This is a genomic window from Streptomyces sp. SPB162, from assembly GCF_029504575.1.
Lineage (GTDB): Bacteria > Actinomycetota > Actinomycetes > Streptomycetales > Streptomycetaceae > Actinacidiphila.
In genome coordinates this window covers 3,655,575-3,669,921 of sequence record NZ_JAQFII010000001.1, presented here as the reverse complement: position 1 = coordinate 3,669,921, position 14,347 = coordinate 3,655,575, and the positions used below count along the sequence as shown (strand labels likewise).

11 protein-coding genes, 3 tRNA genes and 1 pseudogene are annotated in these 14,347 nt (G+C 72.0%); 7 read left to right on the top strand and 8 right to left on the bottom strand.

Annotated features, from left to right (window positions below; all coding sequences use genetic code 11):
* Positions 1 to 24 precede the first annotated feature (24 nt).
* The 4 genes and pseudogenes from purD (at position 25) to M2266_RS16710 (ending at position 5,963) form a co-directional block, all read left to right on the top strand.
* Entirely contained in the window at positions 25 to 1,284 is a 1,260-nt protein-coding gene (gene purD / locus M2266_RS16725) for a phosphoribosylamine--glycine ligase (protein WP_277438906.1), read from the top strand.
* A 228-nt stretch (positions 1,285 to 1,512) separates the two neighbouring features.
* The gene (locus M2266_RS16720) at positions 1,513 to 3,252 is read left to right on the top strand and encodes a hypothetical protein (RefSeq protein ID WP_277438905.1); all 1,740 of its coding nucleotides are present in this window, start codon (positions 1,513 to 1,515) and stop codon (positions 3,250 to 3,252) included.
* 166 nt (positions 3,253 to 3,418) lie between these two features.
* Positions 3,419 to 4,959, top strand: a pseudogene (locus M2266_RS16715) (N,N-dimethylformamidase beta subunit family domain-containing protein).
* A gap of 104 nt (positions 4,960 to 5,063) precedes the next feature.
* Positions 5,064 to 5,963, top strand: coding sequence for a phosphoribosylaminoimidazolesuccinocarboxamide synthase (locus tag M2266_RS16710; protein ID WP_277438904.1), 900 nt, complete (start codon positions 5,064 to 5,066; stop codon positions 5,961 to 5,963).
* Between the two features lie 97 nt (positions 5,964 to 6,060).
* On the opposite strand, the gene M2266_RS16705 is transcribed toward M2266_RS16710, so the two are convergent.
* The 8 genes from M2266_RS16705 to M2266_RS16670 all read right to left on the bottom strand — a co-directional run bounded on the left by M2266_RS16705 (position 6,061) and on the right by M2266_RS16670 (position 10,781).
* A tRNA-Gly gene (locus tag M2266_RS16705) sits at positions 6,061 to 6,133 on the bottom strand.
* Between the two features lie 33 nt (positions 6,134 to 6,166).
* Positions 6,167 to 6,820 (bottom strand): response regulator transcription factor, encoded by a 654-nt coding sequence (locus M2266_RS16700; RefSeq protein WP_277438903.1) that lies wholly within the window; start codon positions 6,818 to 6,820, stop codon positions 6,167 to 6,169.
* Entirely contained in the window at positions 6,817 to 8,088 is a 1,272-nt protein-coding gene (locus M2266_RS16695; RefSeq protein ID WP_277438902.1) for a histidine kinase, read from the bottom strand. The genes M2266_RS16700 and M2266_RS16695 overlap by 4 nt, the downstream gene beginning before the upstream one ends.
* Before the next feature lie 20 nt (positions 8,089 to 8,108).
* Positions 8,109 to 8,897, bottom strand: a complete 789-nt coding sequence (locus tag M2266_RS16690; protein WP_277441237.1) for an ABC transporter permease — start codon at positions 8,895 to 8,897, stop codon at positions 8,109 to 8,111.
* A gap of 77 nt (positions 8,898 to 8,974) precedes the next feature.
* Positions 8,975 to 9,901, bottom strand: a complete 927-nt coding sequence (locus tag M2266_RS16685; RefSeq protein ID WP_277438901.1) for an ABC transporter ATP-binding protein — start codon at positions 9,899 to 9,901, stop codon at positions 8,975 to 8,977.
* Between the two features lie 173 nt (positions 9,902 to 10,074).
* Positions 10,075 to 10,147 (bottom strand) — tRNA-Gly (locus tag M2266_RS16680).
* Between the two features lie 58 nt (positions 10,148 to 10,205).
* A tRNA-Gly gene (locus M2266_RS16675) sits at positions 10,206 to 10,277 on the bottom strand.
* A 186-nt stretch (positions 10,278 to 10,463) separates the two neighbouring features.
* A complete protein-coding gene (locus M2266_RS16670; protein ID WP_269275772.1) occupies positions 10,464 to 10,781 on the bottom strand; it encodes an Lsr2 family protein in 318 nt (105 codons plus the stop codon).
* Positions 10,782 to 11,134: 353 nt separating this feature from the next.
* On the opposite strand from M2266_RS16670, the gene purS reads away from it, so the two are divergent.
* From purS to purL, 3 genes are read left to right on the top strand one after another with little or no spacing between them, the layout of a single operon-like run.
* A complete protein-coding gene (gene purS / locus M2266_RS16665; protein ID WP_277438900.1) occupies positions 11,135 to 11,380 on the top strand; it encodes a phosphoribosylformylglycinamidine synthase subunit PurS in 246 nt (81 codons plus the stop codon).
* Positions 11,377 to 12,057, top strand: a complete 681-nt coding sequence (gene purQ, locus M2266_RS16660; RefSeq protein WP_277438899.1) for a phosphoribosylformylglycinamidine synthase subunit PurQ — start codon at positions 11,377 to 11,379, stop codon at positions 12,055 to 12,057. The genes purS and purQ overlap by 4 nt, the downstream gene beginning before the upstream one ends.
* Complete coding sequence (gene purL, locus M2266_RS16655) at positions 12,054 to 14,303, top strand: phosphoribosylformylglycinamidine synthase subunit PurL (RefSeq protein ID WP_277438898.1); 2,250 nt, start codon at positions 12,054 to 12,056, stop codon at positions 14,301 to 14,303. Before purQ ends, purL begins: the two co-directional genes overlap by 4 nt.
* Positions 14,304 to 14,347 lie beyond the last annotated feature (44 nt).

Genomic DNA, 14,347 nt, shown 5'->3' with positions numbered 1-14,347 from the left:
CACGCGGCCACTACCCTTGGGCACGTGAAGGTCCTTGTCATCGGCGGCGGCGCCCGCGAACACGCCCTGTGCCGCTCTCTGTCCCTCGACCCCGATGTCACCTCGTTGCACTGCGCCCCCGGTAACGCCGGGATCGCGGAGGCCGCCGAGCTGCACCCGGTCGACGCCCTCGACGGCGCCGCCGTCGCCGACCTCGCCGTCTCGATCGGCGCGGAGTTCGTGATCGTCGGTCCGGAGGCCCCGCTGGTGGCGGGCGTCGCCGACGCGGTCCGGGCCCGCGGTATCGACTGCTTCGGCCCGTCCGCGGAGGCCGCGCAACTGGAGGGCTCCAAAGCGTTCGCCAAGGAGATCATGGCCGGCGCGGGGGTGCCCACCGCCCGCTCGTACGTCTGCGCCACCGCCGAGCAGATCGACGTGGCGCTGGACGCCTTCGGCGCCCCGTACGTCGTCAAGGACGACGGTCTGGCCGCGGGCAAGGGCGTGGTCGTCACCGACGACGTGGCCGTCGCCCGCGCGCACGCGCTGGCCTGCGACCGCGTCGTCATCGAGGAGTTCCTCGACGGCCCCGAGGTCTCGCTGTTCGCCGTCACCGACGGTGTGACGGTCGTCCCGCTGCAGCCCGCCCAGGACTTCAAGCGCGCGCTCGACGCCGACCAGGGCCCGAACACCGGCGGCATGGGCGCGTACTCCCCGCTCCCGTGGGCCGACCCCAAGCTGGTCGACGAGGTCGAGCGGACCGTCCTGCAGCCCACCGTCGACGAGCTGCGCCGCCGCGGCACCCCGTTCGCCGGGCTGCTCTACGCGGGGCTCGCGATGACCTCGCGGGGCGTGCGCGTCATCGAGTTCAACGCGCGTTTCGGCGACCCGGAGACGCAGGTCGTCCTCGCCCGCCTCAGGACCCCGCTGGCCGGTCTGCTGCGCGCCGCCGCGACGGGAAGGCTGTCCGAGGTCCCGCCGCTGCGCTGGAGCGACGGCTCCGCCGTCACGGTCGTCATCGCCTCGCACAACTATCCGGACACCCCGCGCACCGGCGACGAGATCACGGGTCTGGCGGACGTCGTGGAGCAGGACGAGCACGCGTACGTGCTGCACGCCGGCACCAAGCTGGACGACGAGGGCCGGGTGGTGAGCGCGGGCGGCCGGGTGCTGTCCGTCACCGCCACCGGCGCTGACCTGGCCGAGGCCCGGAAACGGGCGTACCGCGCGGTCGCCCGGGTGCGGCTGGACGGCTCGCACCACCGGACCGACATCGCGGCCGAGGCGGCGAAAACCGGCCAGTCCTGAAAGGCCCCTTGGGGTGGCTTTACCCAAAGCCACCCCAAGGGGTGATGGCTTCTCCATCCGGCTGACGTGGCAGCGGTCCCCAACTACTGTGCCCCGGAAGCGCACTGCCGGACGGCGTGGTGCTGTGCGGCAAGTAGCCGTACAGACATTGCGTTGTCCGTGGGCGGTGCGACAGTGGGGTAGGCCGCCGACGGCGGTCGTGACAGTGAGACGGGGGTGAGCCGCCCGATGGCCGGAGAAACAGGTGAGGGAGTCGCCCGCTCCCGTGCGCTCGCGGTGCTGCGGATCCGCAGCACCGCGCTCGCCGTGGCACTGCTGCCCGCCGCCGCGGCCGTGGTCCTGCTCGTGGGCGGCGCCACCGGGCGCGTCGGCGACAGCTGGGACGCGCTGCGCTGGTCGGTGGTGGCCGGAGCCGTGGTGGTGCTGGTGCTCGCGGGTGCCGTCGCCGCCGTCGTCGTCAGGGCCCGCCCCGCGGTCAGCCCGACGGTGCCGGTCGCCGAGTCGTCCGCCCCCGACCTGTACCGGATGGTCCACGACCTCGCGGTCCGGCTCCAGGTCCCCACCCCCTCCGCGATAGAACTGACCCCGGACTGCGACAGCTGGCTGGAGGACCGCCGCCCGGAGCGGGCCGGGACGGGCCGCTGGGGCCGCCCCCGGGAGCCGCTGGCCCCGGTGCTGGTGATCGGCTCGCCCTTCATGTGGTGGATGCGGGTCGCCGAGTTGCGCGCCCTGCTCGCCCCCGTCGTCGCCGGCACCGGACCGTCCGCCGACCCGGACATAGCCGCGGCCCGGCGCTTCATCCGGGGCCTGGACGCGGCGGCGGCCGTCGCCGCCGCCCGTTCCCGCGGTGTCGCGCGGCCCGCGTACGCCTTCCTCGGCTGGGTCGCCCGGCTGCTGCTGCGCGGCTGCCGGGCGCATGCCGCCGAAATGGAGCGCGGGGTGGCCGCCTCCGCCTCCGAGCGCGCCCAGGCCGTGGACTACGGGCTGCGGATCGTCGCCCAGGAGCAGGTCGGCCTCGCCTACGCGGGCTGGGACCGGCTGCTGACGCGGGTCGCGCTGCCCGCCTGGCGGATGGGCCGCTGGCCGTCCCGGCTCGACGCCGGAGTGGTGGCCGCGCTCACCGAGCTCTCCCGCCGCGACCGGCTGGCCGAGGGCTTCGAGTCCCGGCTGGGCGAGCGCCCCGCCTGCGACCTGCTCGAGGAGCCCGGCAGCATCGACGAGGCGGCCTCCCTGCTGGCCGCCCGGCTCTTCCACGGCGGCCCCGAGGACCACGGCCCCGACTGGTCGCCCGTCGACTGGGACTCGTACCCCGAGGAGGTCGTGGACCGCATCTGGCGCTCCGAGGCCGCCCTGCTGATCCGCGTGCTGGACGAGCCGGGCAGCGCCGTGCCCCGCCCCGAGCGCGACCGGCCCCCGGTCGTCACGGTGCAGACCGCCGAGCACGCCGGGCACACCGCAAGCACCGAGAGCCGCTCCGGCGCCGGGCTGCTGATGGGCGGCCAGGCCGCCCGCCAGGCGGCCGCGACCGGCGCCGCGGAGTTGCCCGACGAGCTCGGCCGCGCCACCATCGCCCGGGTGATAGACCGGCTCTCCCAGGGCGGCAGCGAGGAATTGGCGGCCCGGATCACCGGCCATGTAGCCCGCGAGGAGGCGGCCCGCGACGCCGGCCGGATCCTGGCCGCCGGCACCCCCCTCGCCCCCGTCTACCAACTGCTCCCGCCCCGCACCGGTCGCGAGCTGCTCACCGAACACGTCACGGCGATGGTCTGCTGCGCCGCCGTCGACACCGCGGGCGCGACGGCCGGCCTCGACTGGCTGGACGGCCCGGCCCTGCTCGTCAACGGCGCCCGCCGGGCCGACCTCGCGTGGCCGGTGCTCCGCCTCGTGGAGAACGGTGACGCCGCGCCGCTGCGCTCATGGCTCACCGCGGTCGGCGTCCGGCTGGAGAAGCCCGTCCGCCTCGTCTGACGCAGGGGCCACGGCGCTCCCACCCTGTGACCGTTTGTGCCCCAGTCAGAGCGAAACTGTTCCGATTATCCGCCACGATCAGTAACCATGAGAGTGCGTTATGTGATGTGCTGGGTTCGGGCGCGGAGCATTCTGCCCGCGGGCGTGGCGAGGAAGGGAGGCACACGTGGGGACGGAACAGATCCGGCGCTGGCAGTCGGGAGCCCTCGCACATGGCGTGACCGACCCGTTCGGGCAAGGCCCGTTGCCGTGGCTGCGCGGTGCCGAGCAGTATCTGGACGACGACGGGAACGTCGTCCCCTGGTACGTGGACCTCTCCGCGAGTCGCGGCGAGGCACCGGCCAGGCCGCACGTGCCGGGCCCCCGCGCACCGCCGACGACGTGCACTGCCAGGTCAAGGGCTTCGCGTCGGCCGGCGCGGTCGCCCCGGGCGCGGCCATCGACTTCCGGGTGACGGTGGACCCGCCCCAGCAGTTCACCGTCGACATCTACCGCATCGGCCACTACGGCGGTGACGGCGCCTGCCACATGACGGCCAGTCCGCGGCTGTCCGGCATCGTCCAGTCGACTCCGCTCGCCGCCGGCCGCACGGTCTCCTGCCACCACTGGTGGCAGTCCTGGCGGCTGCAGGTGCCGGGGTACTGGAAGACCGGCGCGTACGTGGCGGTGCTCACCACCGCGGGCGGATACCGCAGCCACATCCCCTTCACTGTGCGTGACGAACGGCCGCCGACCCCGCGCCGGTACCCGTCCAAGGAGCCGCCCCGTGCCGCCGCGCTCGACGCGGACCTGCTGTTGCTGATGCCCGACGTCACCTGGCAGGCGTACAACCTGTATCCGGAGGACGGCAGGACCGGCGCCAGCCTCTACCACGCCTGGGACGCCGACGGCCGGCTGCTCGGCGAGGAGGAGGCCCCCACCACGGTCTCCTTCGACCGCCCGTACGCGGGCGCCGGCCTGCCGCTGCACGTCGGCCACGCCTACGACTTCATCCGCTGGGCGGAGCGGTACGGCTACGACCTGGCCTTCGCGGACGCCCGCGACCTGCACGCCGGCCGCGTCGACCCCACCCGCTACCGCGGCCTGGTCTTCCCCGGGCACGACGAGTACTGGTCGGTCCCGATGCGCCGCGCCGCCGAGGCCGCCAGGGACGGCGGCACCTCGCTGGTGTTCCTCTCCGCCAACTCCATGTACTGGCAGGTCGAGCTGGGACCCTCCGCGGCCGGCGAACCCGACCGGCTGCTCTCCTGCCGCAAGCGCCGCGGCGACGCCCGCGGCCGCAGCGCCCTGTGGCGTGACCTGGGCGAGCCGGAGCAACTGCTGCTGGGTGTGCAGTACGCCGGCCGCGTCCCCGAACCCGCCCCGCTCGTCGTCCGCAACGCCGACCACTGGCTGTGGGAGGCGACGGGCGCGTCCGACGGGGACGAGATCGAGGGCCTGGTCGCGGGTGAGGCGGACCGCTACTTCCCGCGCACCGCGCTGCCCGCTTCCACCGACCGGATCCTGCTCGCGCACTCGCCGTACGAGGACGCCACCGGCCGCCGCCGACACCAGGAGACCTCGCTGTACCGGGCTCCCAGCGGCGCTTACGTCTTCGCCTCCGGCACCTTCGCCTGGTCCCCGGCGCTCGACCGGCCGCACTACGTGGACGCCCGGATCCAGCGCGCCACGGCCAACCTCCTGGACCGGATCTGCAAGCACGACTAGGTTCCGGCAGGACCCGTAGGTCCGCTCCGGCCGCACACCCTGTCGGGTCGCACCCTCTTCCGTACGGGAGAATCGGGAGCTGAGCCACCGAGTGGGGAGGACCCATGTCCGGATTCGTCGAGAAACCTGAACCCGTCCAGGTACCGGGACTGGTGCATCTGCACACCGGGAAGGTCCGTGACCTGTACCAGAACGCGGCCGGTGAGCTGGTGATGGTGGCCAGTGACCGCACGTCCGTGTACGACTGGGTGGTGCCCACCGAGGTCCCCGATAAGGGCCGGATCCTCACCCAGCTGTCGCTGTGGTGGTTCGACCAGCTCGCCGATCTGGTGCCGAACCACGTCATCTCCACCGACGTGCCGGACGGCGCCCCCGCCGACTGGGCCGGCCGCACCATGATCTGCAAGTCGCTGCGGATGATCCCGGTGGAGTGCGTGGCCCGCGGCTACCTCACCGGCTCCGGCCTCGTCGAGTACGAGAAGCACCGCACGGTCTGCGGCCTCGCGCTGCCCGAGGGCCTCGTCGACGGCTCCGAGCTGCCCGCGCCGATCTTCACGCCCGCCACCAAGGCCGAGGTCGGTGAGCACGACGAGAACGTCTCCTACGAGGAGGTGGCCCGCCAGGTCGGCGCCGAGACCGCGGCCCTGCTGCGTCAGACGACCCTGGCGGTCTACGGCCGGGCCCGCGATGTCGCCCGCGACCGCGGCATCATCCTGGCGGACACCAAGTTCGAGTTCGGCTTCGACGGTGACGAGCTCGTCATCGCCGACGAGGTGCTCACCCCGGACTCCTCGCGCTTCTGGCCGGCCGACCAGTGGGAGCCGGGCCACGCCCAGCCGTCCTTCGACAAGCAGTTCATCCGCGACTGGCTGACGTCCCCCGCCTCCGGCTGGGACAAGAACAGCGAACTGCCCCCGCCGCCGCTGCCCGCCGAGATCATCGAGCAGTCCCGCGCCAAGTACGTCGAGGCCTACGAGCGCCTCACCGGCACGCCCTGGTCCTGAGGACTCGTCCCGGCCGCGCGACGCGCGGCCGGGCACCGCCCCCCGGAACACGATGAAGGCCCCGGCGGAGGAATCCACCGGGGCCTTCGTATCGCTGAGCGGACGACCAGGTTCGAACTGGCGACCTCAACCTTGGCAAGGTTGCGCTCTACCAACTGAGCTACGTCCGCGTCGCGCCCGCTGTGTGCGTTGCGCGAGAGCCACTATACCCAACCGCGCTCCCGGGCGATGCGCGCGGCCTCGTGACGGTTCTCCGCCGAGAGTTTCGCGGCGGCGGAGGAGAGGTAGTTGCGCACCGTCCCCTGCGACAGCGCGGCCCGCCGGGCGATCTCCGCGATCGGCGCGCCGTCCGCCGCGAGGTCGAGGACCTCGGCCTCGCGGACGGTCAGCGGGGAGTCCCCGGCGCTGATCGCGTCGGCCGCCAACTCCGGGTCCACGTAACGGCCTCCGGCGTGCACCGTGCGGATGATCTCCGCGAGCCGCTGGGCGGAAACGGTCTTGGGGACGAACCCCCTGACCCCGGCCGTGAGGGCCCGCTTCAGGTGGCCGGGACGCCCGTGGCCGGTCACGATCATCGTCCGGCAGCCGGGCAGTTCGGCCCGCAGGGATGTGGCGACCGCCACACCGTCGGCGCCCGGCATCTCCAGATCCAGTACCGCGACGTCCGGCCGGTGGGCCCGCGCCATGGCGAGCGCCTCGGGTCCGGAGGCGGCCTCGGCGACGACGAGGATGTCGTCCTCGTAGGACAGCAGCGCGGCCAGCGCGCCCCGGATGAGGTGCTCGTCGTCGGCGAGCAGCACGCGCACGCGCGCCCCGCCGGTCCCGGCGGCTACAACGGTTCCGGGTCGATGCGTCATGCGGCGCCTTCCGTGCTCGGTGAACCAAGGGCCTGGGTGTCCCGGATGCCGGCGGCGCGTGGCAGCGGCACGCGCGCGGTCAACCGGAAGACCCCGCCCGCGTCCGGCTCGGCCGTGAGCGTGCCACCCAGCGCGCCGACGCGCTCGCGCAGCCCGGTCAGCCCCGTCCCCGGACCCGTCGGACCGGCCGCCGCGATGTCGTCGGCCGCCCCGTCGTTCTCCATGGTCAGGACGGCGGGACCGGACGGCGGGACCAGCAGCCGGATGACGCAGCTGCGGGCGTCCCCGTGCCGCAGCACGTTGGTGGTGCCCTCGCGGACCACCCAGGCGATCACGGACTGGACGGCGGGCGACAGCGTCGTCCCGTCGTCGCCCTCGGCACGGCAGTCGACGCCCGCGGCCCGCAGTACCGACAGCGCGCCCGCCAACTCCACCTGCAGATCCGCCGACCGGTAGCCGCGGACGACCTCGCGCACCTCGCGCTGCGACTCGCGCGCGATGCGCTGCACCTCGACCATCTGCTCGACGGCCTCCGGTCGCCCCCGCTGGGCTAGTTGGACGGCCAGTTCGCTCTTGAGCGCGATCACCGACAGGTTGCGCCCCATCACATCGTGCAGGTCCCGGCCGAACCGCAGCCGCTCCTCCGCGACCGCCAGCCGGGACTGCGCCTCCCGGGCCGCGTCCAATTCCCACACGACGACCAGGATCCACGCGGAGCCGCGGAAGGTGAACGCCATGCCCGCGCCCCCCGCCGCCACGGATACGGCGTAGCCCAAGGTCTCGGCCCCGGGCAGTCCCGCCACCGCGGAGAGCGCCGCCACCAGCGCGGCCGTGCCCGCGATGAGCAGCAGGATCCACCGCGGTCGGCGGATGTTCAGCACCGCGGGGCCGATCGCGAAGCTGGTGAAGCCGATGATGATCTGGACCGCCTCGCCGCCCGGTGACAGCGTGCCCCGCGCCCGCAGGACCACGACGAACAGGACCGCGAGGGCCGTCACCCCGCCGAGGACGGCGAGCAGCCCGGTCGGCCGCTCACGGCGGCCCAGCGCCCAGTCCAGCACCCGCGAGACCAGCACCCCGCACAGCACGGACTGCCCCAGCAGCGCCCACAGGACGACGCGCGCACCCGTCGGGCTGTCGGAGCGCTGCACCGCGCCGAGGACGAGGAAGATCTCGATCGCCGCGAAGGAGTAGAGCGACCACCGCGTGTAGAGCTCGAAGCGGGCCGGATCGCTGCGCCCCTCCCACCATCCCGTCAGCTTTGCCACGGTCGTCCCCCTGGGCCTGGTCAGCGGCGCGGTTCCCAGCGGAACCACCGGCGTACAGCAAACACCGCGAGCGCTGCCCAGGCCACCGCCAGGCCCAGCGTGCGCAGCACCTCGGCCGCCCCGGCGCCGCCCAGCCAGCCGAACCGTACGAGGTCGGTGACGGGGGTGACGGGCAGCAGCCCGCACACGGCGGCGACGTGGTCGGGCAGCAGATCCACCGGGACGAAGAGCCCGGAACCGAGGAGCGACGCCATGAACAGCGGCAGGGTGGTCAGCTGCGCCACCTCCACACTCCGGGTGAAGACGGTCGAGACCGCTGCCAGCGCGGCCAGCAGGAGCACCCCCGCCAGCACGCCCGCGACCAGCAGTTCGGGCCGCCGGGGAGCCGGCAGGTCCAGCAGCACCGCACCCGTCAGGACCAGTGCCGCGCACTGCGCGAGCGCCACGGCCACCGCGGGGAGCGCCGTCCCGGCCAGGATCTCCAGGTCCGACACCTCCCCGGTCCGCAGCCGCTTGAGCACCAGCTCCTCGCGCCGCGCCACGTACGCGGTCACCAGGTTGTAGTAGACGACGAGGAGCAGGATGACGCCGATGCCGCCGCTCATCGTCTGGGCGTTGCGGGTCAGCCCGGCTTCCCTGAGGTCGTCGGCCGGGATCACCGAGCGCGTCGCCCAGACCATGGCGACCGGCAGCAGCAGCGCGGTGTACAGCGCTGTCCGGTTGCGCCACAGCAGGGTGAGCTCCGCCCGCCCGAGGGCCAGCAGCCGGCTGCCGCTCCCGGTCCTGGCGTCCACGTCCACCGCGCGCATCGTGCCCGTCCCCTCCAGCGTTCCGGTGCCCGTGCCCGTTCCGGTGCCCGCTACGGTCCCCGTGCCCGTGCCCGTGCTCATCGTGTGTCCCCCTTCGCGATGTCCATGAACGCCTCTTCCAGCGACGCGGTCCGCGCGTCCAGTCCAAGGAGCGTCACGTCCCGGTCGCGCGCCCACGTCAGCAGTTCCAGCAGGTCCTCCTGGAGCCGCTGCGTGCGCACCTCGATCCGGCGCCCGTCGGCGGCCGACGGGACGGACAGCGGCAGCCGGTCCGGAGTGACCCCCTCCGGCAGGGTGAAGTGGATCCGGGCCGGCCGGGCCGCCGTCACCTCGGCGGGCGTGCCGGTCGCGACGATTTGCCCGTCGCGCATGATCGCCAGCCGGTCGGCGAGGCCTTCGGCCTCCTCCAGGTAGTGCGTGGTGAGCAGGACGGTCGTGCCCTGGTCCCGCAGCTCGCGCACCAGCCGCTGGGTCTCGTGCCGGCCCTCCGCGTCCAGTCCGGTGGTCGGTTCGTCCAGGAAGAGCACCTCGGGGCGGCCGAGCAGCGCCATCGACAGGTCCAGGCGCCGCCGTTCACCGCCCGACAGCTGCTTGACGCGCACCTTGTGGCGGCCGCCGAGGCCGACCATGTCCAGCGCCTCCCCGACGGGCCGGGCGCCGCTCGTGCAGCCCGCCCACATGCGAGCGGTTTCAGCCACTGTCAGGTCGGCGGGAAAGCCGCCCTCCTGGAGCATGACGCCCACCCGCGGCCGCACCAGCGCCCGTTCCCGGTAGGGATCGTGCCCCAGCACCCTGACCTGGCCGGCGCTCGGCCGGGCCAGCCCCTCCAACACCTCGACCGTGGACGTCTTGCCCGCTCCGTTGGTCCCCAGCAGCGCGAAGAGCTCGCCGCGCGCCACCGTGAACGTCACTCCCCGCACCGCCTCGAACCGGCCGTCATACCGGCGGCGCAATCCGGCGACATCGATCACCTTGTCGTGGGTGTCCCCGCTGTACGTGTCCATATATCCAGCGTTCCGCCGGCGGGGACGTGACGTCAGTGCGCGCTGTCATCGGCATTGATGACGAATGTCATGAGAGGCCGACGGAGGTGCTGGGAAGGTGTTGGGAAGGCAACGGGAAGACGAAAACAATGAAGTCCCCGGTCGAGGATCCGACCGGGGACTTCATTGAACTGAGCGGACGACCAGGTTCGAACTGGCGACCTCAACCTTGGCAAGGTTGCGCTCTACCAACTGAGCTACGTCCGCGCCGCGCTCTTGCGCAGGACTACTCTACCCGATCCATTGGACCGGTCAGAACAGTCAGAGCGGGTGACAGGGATCGCACACTGCGCCTCCCCCCTGGAAGGGGGGCGCTCTACTACTGAGCTACACCCGCGTGACTATCGAAGACCCGGTCTTTCGACCCGGCCCTCGGCGCGCTCCAAACACTAGCGGAACACAGGGGGTGCCTGTCCAGTCGGTAGGGCGGCAGGTCGCGGCCGGTTCACTCGTCCGCTCGCGCAAGATCGGCCGGCGGCTCGCGCAGAACCGGCCGCCGACCCGTGCGGGCCGGCCCGCCGGCTCAACTCGCTTCGTTGAACGCCTCGTAGACCTTCTTCGGGATGCGGCCGCGCGGCGGCACGTCGAAGCCGTTCGACCGGGCCCACGCGCGCACCGCGGCCGGGTCGGGCGCGACGGCCGTGCGCTGGTAGACCTTTCCCGAGCGGGCGTGCTTCCGGCCGGCGCCGACATACGGCGACAGGGCGCTCCGCAGCTTGTCGGCATTGACGGCCGACAGGTCGATCTCGAAGGACTTTCCGTCGATGCCGAAAACGATCGTCTCCGCTGCCTCGCCGCCGTCGAGATCGTCGGAGAGGCTGACCACTACGCGCTGCGCCATGGGTGTCGGTCCTTTCGTGCGGAATCGGCTTCCGTCGGCTTCCTGGCTCCCGCCGATCGCCACTGATCAACGGTTGAGCTGGGCCGATGAGATGAAGCCGAGAAGTCGGGGACAATAAGTTTTCATTTGTACGATGCCATGCATTACGCCGGGAAGCCGGAGGATTATTCCTCCGCGTGTCCCGCCGCAATGGGACCCTACGTTTCTTGAATCGCATCCCCTAGGGAATCGGACGGCCGATACTTAAACGTGATGAGCGACAACCGTCGGAGAACGGTATATCTACCCGCGTAGATTTTTGTGGCGGGTACGCTGAAGTCACTTCACGCACCACCACAACACCGGGAGTGCCAGTGGCACGCGTCGTAGTCGACGTCATGCTCAAGCCGGAGATCCTCGACCCCCAGGGCCAGGCTGTGCATCGCGCACTGCCGCGTCTCGGGTTCGAAGGGATCGCGGACGTCCGCCAGGGAAAGCGATTCGAACTGGAGGTGGAGGGGCCGGTTGACGACGCCGTCCTCGCCCGCGTCCGGGAGATGGCCGAAACCTTCCTTGCCAACACCGTCATCGAGGACTTCATCGTGAAGGTGGAATCGTGACCGCACGCGTCGGCGTCGTCACCTTCCCCGGGACGCTCGACGACCGCGACACCCAGCGCGCGATCCGCGTCGCCGGTGCCGAGCCGGTGCCGCTGTGGCACCGCGACAAGGACCTCCACCAGGTCGACGCGGTCGTCCTGCCCGGCGGCTTCTCCTACGGCGACTACCTGCGGGCGGGCGCGATCTCGCGCTTCTCCCCCGTCATGGAGTCGATCATCGCGGGCGCCAAGGACGGCCTTCCGGTCCTCGGCATCTGCAACGGCTTCCAGGTGCTGACCGAGTCGCACCTGCTGCCCGGCGCGATGCTGCGCAACAACCACCTGCACTTCATCTGCCGCGACCAGAAGCTGCGGGTGGAGAACGCGGACACCGCCTGGACCGCCGACTACGCGGCCGGCCAGGAGATCTCCATCCCGCTGAAGAACATCGACGGCCGCTACGTGGCCGACGAGCGGACGCTGGACGAGCTGGAAGCCGAGGGCCGCGTGGTCTTCCGCTACCTCGACGTCAACCCGAACGGCTCGCTGCGCGACATCGCCGGCATCTCCAACGCCGCGGGCAACGTCGTCGGCCTCATGCCGCACCCCGAGCACGCCGTCGAGCCGCTGATCGGCACCGGTGGCACCGACGGCCTCGGATTCTTCACCTCGATCCTGAAGAAGCTGGTCAACGCATGACCCTCGACACCGTCACGAACGCCGAGAAGACCCCCGAGGCCGAGCAGCCCTGGGCGGAACTCGGCCTCAAGCCCGACGAGTACGCGCGCATCCGCGAGATCCTCGGCCGCCGCCCGACCGGCGCCGAGCTCGCCATGTACTCCGTCATGTGGTCCGAGCACTGCTCGTACAAGAGCAGCAAGGTCCACCTCAAGCAGTTCGGCGAGAAGGCCCCCGAGAACGACGCCATGCTCGTCGGCATCGGCGAGAACGCGGGCGTCGTCGACGTCGGCCAGGGGTATGCGGTCACCTTCAAGGTCGAGTCGCACAACCACCCCTCGTACATCGAGCCCCACCAGGGCGCGGCCACCGGCATCGGCGGCATCGTCCGCGACATCCTCGCGATGGGTGCCCGGCCGATCGCCGTCATGGACCCGCTGCGCTTCGGTGCCGCGGACCACCCCGACACCAAGCGCGTGCTGCCCGGCGTCGTGTCCGGCATCGGCAGCTACGGCAACTGCCTCGGCCTGCCGAACATCGGCGGCGAGGTCGTCTTCGACGCCTGCTACCAGGGCAACCCGCTGGTCAACGCGCTCTGCGTCGGCGTCATGAAGCACGAGGACATCCACCTCGCCAAGGCGTCCGGTGCCGGCAACAAGGTCATCCTCTACGGTGCCCGCACCGGCGGCGACGGCATCGGCGGCGTTTCGGTCCTCGCCTCGGAGACCTTCGACGACGCGAAGCCCAGCAAGCGCCCCGCGGTGCAGGTCGGCGACCCGTTCCAGGAGAAGCTCCTCATCGAGTGCACCCTGGAGATCTTCAAGGCCGACCTCGTCAACGGCATCCAGGACCTCGGCGGCGCGGGCCTGTCCTGCGCCACCTCCGAGCTGGCCTCGGCCGGTTCCGGCGGCATGCGCGTCGAGCTCGACACCGTCCACCTGCGCGACTCCTCCCTCTCGCCCGAGGAAATCCTCATGAGCGAGTCCCAGGAGCGCATGTGCGCGATCGTCGAGCCGGAGAAGGTCGCGCGCTTCCTGGAGATCTGCGAGAAGTGGGACGTCATCGCCACCGTCATCGGTGAGGTGACCGAGGGCGAGCGGCTGGAGATCTTCTGGCACGGCGAGCAGATCGTGGACGTCCCGCCGCGCACCGTCGCCCACGAGGGCCCGGTCTACGACCGCCCGTTCGCCCGCCCGTCCTGGCAGGACGCCCTCCAGGCCGACGACGCGAACAAGCTGCCCCGCCCGGTGGGCGGCGACGAACTGCGCCGTCAGGTGCTGGCCCTCGTCTCGTCGCCGAACCAGGCGTCGAAGTCCTGGATCACCGACCAGTACGACCGGTTCGTGCAGGGCAACACGGTGCTGTCGTACCCCGAGGACTCGGGCATGGTCCGCATCGACGAGGACACCAACCTCGGCGTGGCCATCGCCACCGACGGCAACGGCCGCTTCGCCAAGCTCGACCCGTACACCGGCGCGCAGCTCGCGCTGGCGGAGGCGTACCGCAACGTCGCCGCCACCGGGGCCAAGCCGCTCGCCATCTCGGACTGCCTCAACTTCGGTTCCCCCGAGGACCCGGACGTCATGTGGCAGTTCGCGGAGGCCACCCGCGGTCTGGCCGACGGCTGCCTGATCCTGGGCACCCCGGTCACCGGCGGCAACGTCTCGCTCTACAACCAGACCGGCGACGTCGCCATCCACCCGACTCCGGTGGTCGCGGTGCTCGGCGTCATCGACGACGTCAACCGCCGTACGCCGATGGCGTTCGCGGAAGAGGGACAGCTGCTGTACCTCCTCGGTGACACGGCCGAGGAGCTCGGCGGCTCGGCCTGGTCCGAGGTCATCCACCAGCACCTGGGCGGACTGCCCCCCAAGGTGGACCTGGAGCGCGAGCGGCTGCTCGGCGAGATCCTCATCTCCGGCTCCCGCGACGGCATGATCGACGCCGCACACGACCTCTCGGACGGCGGCCTCATCCAGGCCGTCACCGAGTCGTGCCTGCGCGGCGGCAAGGGCGCCCGGATCGTCGTCCCTGACGACGTCGACCCGTTCGTCCTGCTCTTCAGCGAGTCGGCGGGCCGCGCGGTCGTCGCCGTCCCCCGCAGCGAGGAGCTCCGCTTCAACGACATGTGCGGCGCACGGGGCCTGCCGGCGGCGCGCATCGGTGTCGTGGACGGCGACGTGATCGAGGTCCAGGACCAGTTCACGATCCCGCTGAGTGAGCTGAAGCAGGCGCACGAGGCGACGATCCCGGCGTTGCTGGCCTGATCCCGTCCGTGCCGGGTCCCGGCCCCTCGGAAGGGGGGCCGGGA